The sequence below is a fragment of the Mesorhizobium sp. M0243 genome, assembly GCF_040321775.1.
In the GTDB taxonomy this organism is placed as follows: Bacteria; Pseudomonadota; Alphaproteobacteria; order Rhizobiales; family Rhizobiaceae; genus Mesorhizobium.
This window is the reverse complement of record NZ_JAMYSF010000062.1, coordinates 1-5,085: the sequence shown is the minus strand read 5'-3', so window position 1 is coordinate 5,085 and position 5,085 is coordinate 1. Positions and strand designations below refer to the sequence as shown.

Annotated in this window: 5 protein-coding genes and 2 pseudogenes; 5 read left to right on the top strand and 2 right to left on the bottom strand. The window is 55.8% G+C overall.

Going from position 1 to position 5,085, the window contains the following annotated elements; genetic code table 11:
• Window positions 1–69: 69 nt before the first annotated feature.
• Both NKJ11_RS33545 and NKJ11_RS33540 read right to left on the bottom strand, forming a co-directional pair.
• Window positions 70–553 (bottom strand): annotated as a pseudogene (locus NKJ11_RS33545) (recombinase family protein); the annotation flags it as partial.
• On the bottom strand, window positions 540–725 hold the full coding sequence (locus NKJ11_RS33540; RefSeq protein WP_352795165.1) for a hypothetical protein: 186 nt from the start codon (window positions 723–725) through the stop codon (window positions 540–542). The gene NKJ11_RS33540 and the pseudogene NKJ11_RS33545, both read right to left, overlap by 14 nt.
• A 312-nt stretch (window positions 726–1,037) precedes the next feature.
• Between NKJ11_RS33540 and NKJ11_RS33535 the strand changes: the two are divergent.
• From NKJ11_RS33535 to NKJ11_RS33515, 5 genes and pseudogenes are all read left to right on the top strand, one after another.
• Window positions 1,038–1,277: pseudogene (locus NKJ11_RS33535) on the top strand (transposase domain-containing protein); the annotation flags it as partial.
• A 311-nt stretch (window positions 1,278–1,588) separates the two neighbouring features.
• On the top strand, window positions 1,589–2,638 hold the full coding sequence (locus NKJ11_RS33530; protein WP_352795164.1) for an NAD-dependent epimerase/dehydratase family protein: 1,050 nt from the start codon (window positions 1,589–1,591) through the stop codon (window positions 2,636–2,638).
• A complete protein-coding gene (locus NKJ11_RS33525) occupies window positions 2,635–2,988 on the top strand; it encodes a DMT family transporter (protein ID WP_352795163.1) in 354 nt (117 codons plus the stop codon). Before NKJ11_RS33530 ends, NKJ11_RS33525 begins: the two co-directional genes overlap by 4 nt.
• Before the next feature lie 2 nt (window positions 2,989–2,990).
• Window positions 2,991–3,365 (top strand): hypothetical protein, encoded by a 375-nt coding sequence (locus NKJ11_RS33520; RefSeq protein ID WP_352795162.1) that lies wholly within the window; start codon window positions 2,991–2,993, stop codon window positions 3,363–3,365.
• Between the two features lie 11 nt (window positions 3,366–3,376).
• Entirely contained in the window at window positions 3,377–4,900 is a 1,524-nt protein-coding gene (locus tag NKJ11_RS33515) for an FAD-dependent oxidoreductase (protein WP_352795166.1), read from the top strand.
• The last annotated feature ends 185 nt before the right edge of the window (window positions 4,901–5,085 follow it).

Here is a 5,085-nt window from a genome sequence, read left to right as displayed (position 1 = left end):
GGCTTCAAATCGGAACACCGGCCGGAATGAAATCGGAATGACTGGCCGGCTTCAAATCGGAATCGATGGCCGGCTTCGTCGGAATACGCAGACAAGCATGCGCGTTCGCAAAATGCCGAGCTCAAACTCGCTGATACTGCCCTTCATGCCCAACAACAATCGATCGTTAGGCCGACGGATCGTACACTCCGTCGAGATCTATGACGCGCGCTTCAACCAGGCCGCACAGTTCCAGGAGATGGTGCCAATCCCGGCCATTGCGAGAAAGACGCGATGCGTCGAGGCAGAGCACTGCGCCAATTTTGCCCGTGCACAGGCCGCTCACCAGTCGTTCGAAACCAGGGCGGTCTACAGCACCGCTGGCGGTACGACCAAGGTCATCGTCGATCACATCGACATCACGGAAACCCCAGCGTCGCGCGACATCGACAAGTTCATATTGTCGCCGCTGGCTCTCCAGGTTGTTCTGGACCTGACCCGGGGTCGACTGTCGAACGTAGACCACAGCTTTGCGCTTCAGCACCGTGGCTGGAAGGAGATTATTGCCCGTCATCGCTCGTCTCCTTCGTCGCGACGCCGGCCGCGGCCATCAGGAGGGTCGCCAGCCTGGCGACAACGACGCTTCGTTCCCCGTCGCTCAGGCCTCGCATCTGCGGCGTATCGAACGGCATGCTCAGCTGCTGGGTCAGCACTAGTAATGTCGGCGGTAGTGGTAAAGCCTTCATGGCGCGCCTCCTGGATGGCCGTGAGTCCACCCCTCGAAGTCTGCCTGAAACCGCGCTCGGTAAGCAGTCTATGAAGCTCTACAAGCCCAATCACCGCAACACGCGGTTCGCCCATCTCCATGTCGGCGCAAAACGCCCGATCCAGCATCCACTCCGCCAACTGGATGATCTCACCCGGCCTGATCTCTACCCGGATGATCGCGCCATTGGCCCGGTCCTCGCGACCTTCATGCTGAAAACGACCGCCGTAATATGGATGCCAGCGATAATGAAACTCCACCATCTGCCCGACATGGGCAGAATGACACTGCGATGGCTCTGGGAAGGCGCAACTGGACCTTCGCCGGTTCCCAGCGCGGCGCCGACCGCGCCGCTGTCATGCTTACCCTCATCACCACGGCACGCCTCAACGACGTCGACCCGAAAGCCTGGCTTGCCGACGCCCTGGCCCGCATTGCCGATCTTCCCGCCTCGCGTCTGCACGAACTACTGCCCTGGGAATGGAAGCGCCTGCGCGAAGCCGACAAGCCCGCCGATCAGCAGGCCGCCTGACCTTCACGCAACGCCATCATAGAGCCCACCGCGCCAACGCGCGTGTGCCAATCATGCGGCCTTCGTCGTATGCGTACCTTTTGTCTGCAATCTAACGATGTCGAATATGCGACACGGCAGTTATGGCGCTATCATTTTGATATAAAACATTTTTCCCTTTGGCACGGAAAATGCACGATTAGCAGCGGATGCATCGCAGTTAGGGACCAGGTTTGCACTGAACCGCAGGATACCAGTCAGCATGACCCAAAGGCTGACACGTGGTCTCAGCAGTTTCTTGAAATTGGGTGTCAGCTTTTTGTAGGTCAGAGATGGTGAATACAGCTCTAGTTACCGGCGGTTCGGGGTATTTTGGGGAATTGTTGAGCAAACAGTTACTTGAGCAAGGAACCCACGTTCGCGTGTTCGACCTAAATTTCCCTGGCTTCAGTCATCCCAATCTGGAATTTTTCAAAGGCACGATCCTGGACCGTAACGCGGTCAAACAAGCAGTCTCCGGCGTGGACAAGGTCTTCCACAACGTCGCCCAAGTGCCTTTAGCCAAGGATGTAGACCTGTTCTGGTCCATCAACAAGGACGGCACTCAGATCCTTGCCGACGAAGCGGTTGCGGCAGGAGTCGTGAAGCTGATCTATACTTCCTCCAGCGCTGTTTTTGGCGTTCCCAAAGAGAATCCCGTGACAGAGAATACAGAACCCAATCCTGCTGAAGACTACGGACGTGCAAAACTCGCAGGAGAAATCATTTGTAAGAAAGCAATGCAACGACATGGTCTGGATGTGACGATTGTGCGCCCGCGGACCATTCTCGGACACGGCCGCCTTGGCATCGTCCAAATCCTGTTTGACTGGATAGAACGGGGCCTCGACATTCCAGTTTTTGCTGGCGGGAATAACAGATATCAGTTCGTTCACTCGGATGATTTGGCCTGGGCATGCATTGCGGCATCGGATATGAGCGGATTTGCCGAATACAATATTGGAGCGGCCGAATTTGGCACAATGCGTGAACTTCTGCAGACGGTAATTGACCATACTGGTACCGAAAGCCGAATCAAGTCTATTCCGATGGGGCCGACTGCCATCGCAGCAAATTTGGCAAGTACGCTTGGCCTATCTCCATTAGGCCCCTATCATTCGCTCATGTACGGGCGATCGATGTATTTCGATATTTCGAAAGCTCAAAAAGAACTTTATTATACGCCGAAGTATTCTAATTCTCAGATGATTATCGACACCTATGATTGGTATCAGGCCAATAAGGCGTCTCTGAGCAAAGGCGGAGCGTCACATCATAAGTCGCCGGTCAAACAGCAGATTTTGGCACTAATTCCGTACGTATTGCGGATGACCCCGGGATGAATACGCTACCCCTGATCACGGTTCTTGCGGCAGGCTTGAATTCCTGTATCGGCAACATGTTGCTGAAATGGAGCCGGACCTCACTGCCTACCGACGCCGGACCAATCGATAAGTTTCTCTCAATTGGCTTTATGGGCGGACTGCTATTTTACGGCGTCAACGTCGTATTTTTTGCAAAGGCTCTCGACTCCATGGAGGTGTCCGTCGCTTATCCGATTTTGGCGGGTTCCGGGTTTGCGATGCTGGCGGTTGCATCATACTACATTTTTGGGGAACCGTTTCATCTGTCTAAAGGGATTGGCCTCGGTCTTGTCTTGGCCGGTATTATTGTTCTGACTCGAGGAGACTGAAAATGGTATTCGATCGAGTGATTGTGGCAACACTGATACCTGCGTGGCCACTACTCGACGGAGAAGAAAAAAAAGCCGTAGTAACTGAAGTCGTACCAAGCGTCACCCGAGCCATTGCGGGTGCCCCCTTTCATATTCGTTTGGCGGTTCGAAGCGTTTCGATCTTCCTGAGCCTTTGCATCTTTTTGATTTCAGCCGGCGCGGGCGGTCCGTTGGCAAGCGCGCTTCGCGCAGACAGGTTTTATAATCTTCTGCAGAGATCGCCCGGTCCCATCAGATCCGTCGTGCGCCTTTATCGATCGATGACGCTGCTCGCATTTTATGAGCAGATGCCCGTGGCGGCAAGACTGTTGTACGTACGGCCTGCAGGGAATTAAAAGGCTTGGACATGAAAGGCCGTTTTCATCCGAGCAACGCACTGCGACTGGAAGCGGATGCTGTGATTATCGGTTCTGGTGCGGGCGGTGCCAGCGTAGCAGATGTGCTGACAGCTGCCGGTATTTCTGTAATCATGCTTGAAGAAGGTAAGCATATTCCGTCATCCTCAGCTTCTCCTATCGCAAGCGAGGCATTTTTGGCAGCCTGGCGCAGCGGAGGACTAACCGCCGCGATTGGGCGCCCCGCCATTAACTATGCCGAAGGCCGCTGCGTCGGGGGAGGAACCGAAATCAACAGCGCTATTACCCAGCGAGCCGATAGCGATCTCATTGATCAATGGCGCGAGCTCTATAAGATCGAGAATTTTACGCCGGATGAACTGGCGCAATATTACGAGCGCGCGGAGACGGCGGTAAATGCAAGCCTGACTCCCGGTCCGCTCGGACGTGCCACCGACATTCTGCGGAAGGGGGGCGAAGCGCTCGGCTGGAGAGTGTCGGAACTGAAACGGGGGCAACGTGGCTGCAAGGGCGCCAACCGGTGTTCTTATGTTTGTCCGAACGGCGCCAAGCAGTCCATGGCGGTGACCCTTCTGCCAAAGGCAGTGGACCGCGGTATGCGCCTGCTGGCGCAAACGCGGGTGGACAGCATACGAATTGAAAAAGGCCGTGCCACAGAAGTCCTTGCCCGTTCACGCGATACAGGCGGACATGCCGTGGCAGTGCACGTAAAAGCCGGCATGGTGTTTGTGTGCGCCGGTGCAATTCACACCCCTGCGCTTTTGCGCCGCTCCGGCCCGCGCAAATGCATTGGTAATACGCTGCGCGTTCACCCGACAATCAGGGCAACGGCGCTGTTTAATGAGCCGGTCGATGCGCATCAGTCGCGGCTCCCTCTGACGGCGATTACCGAATTCATGCCGGAACAACGGATCGGTGGATCAGTATTTACTCCCGCGATCTTTGGCCTCTCGCTTGCGGAAGACTGGACCAATCGCGGCGATCTGATGCGGAACTGGCGTTTTTGCGGCTCATATTACGGAATGATACGGCCGCGCGGAGTGGGCTCGGTGAGACCGCTTCCCGGAATCAACGAGCCGCTTGTCAGTCTCGAACTCGCCCCTGAGGACTGGATTGCTTTGCGCCACGTTCTCACCCGTCTTGGCCAAGTCATGTTTGAGGCCGGCGCCCGCAAGGTGTTCCCGAGCATATCCGGCCATGAAGGGTGGACGAGCCCTGATCAGGTGCATGAATTCTGGAACAAGCCTTTGCCCAAACGGGCAACCAATTTGATGTCCATACACCTGTTTTCGAGCTGCCCGCCTGGCGAGCATCGGGATGCTTGCGCGGTCGACAGTTACGGACGGGTGCGTGGCGTCGAAAACCTGTTTGTCGCTGATGGCAGCCTCATTCCGGAAGCGCCCGGCGTCAATCCTCAAATGACCATCATGGCCCTGGCGTTCCGGGCCGCTGAAGCAGCACTATGTCATTCCGCACAAGAACGAGCCCGGTCAGCCGCAAGAGACAGAAACTAAAACCTGCGTGGTTAAGACCGGAGAGATTACCGGTTTTAAGGCTGAGCGGAGTATTGTGAGCTCTGACGCTGCATTAGCGAGCTTTAAAGGTAATACCAACGGTCTTGGCTGCTGACTCTTTTGTGATTTTGGCCGATTTGCGCGCCGTGATTCCCTATTGCCGAAGGAGATTCGGCGATGGGATC

What these genes read in the sequence shown, in the direction of transcription:
- NKJ11_RS33515 (WP_352795166.1), top strand. Translation starts at nt 3,377, where the DNA reads ATGAAAGGCCGTTTTCATCCGAGCAACGCACTGCGACTGGAAGCGGAT.
- NKJ11_RS33520 (WP_352795162.1), top strand. Translation starts at nt 2,991, where the DNA reads ATGGTATTCGATCGAGTGATTGTGGCAACACTGATACCTGCGTGGCCA.
- NKJ11_RS33540 (WP_352795165.1), bottom strand. Translation starts at nt 725, where the DNA reads ATGAAGGCTTTACCACTACCGCCGACATTACTAGTGCTGACCCAGCAG.
- NKJ11_RS33530 (WP_352795164.1), top strand. Translation starts at nt 1,589, where the DNA reads ATGGTGAATACAGCTCTAGTTACCGGCGGTTCGGGGTATTTTGGGGAA.
- NKJ11_RS33525 (WP_352795163.1), top strand. Translation starts at nt 2,635, where the DNA reads ATGAATACGCTACCCCTGATCACGGTTCTTGCGGCAGGCTTGAATTCC.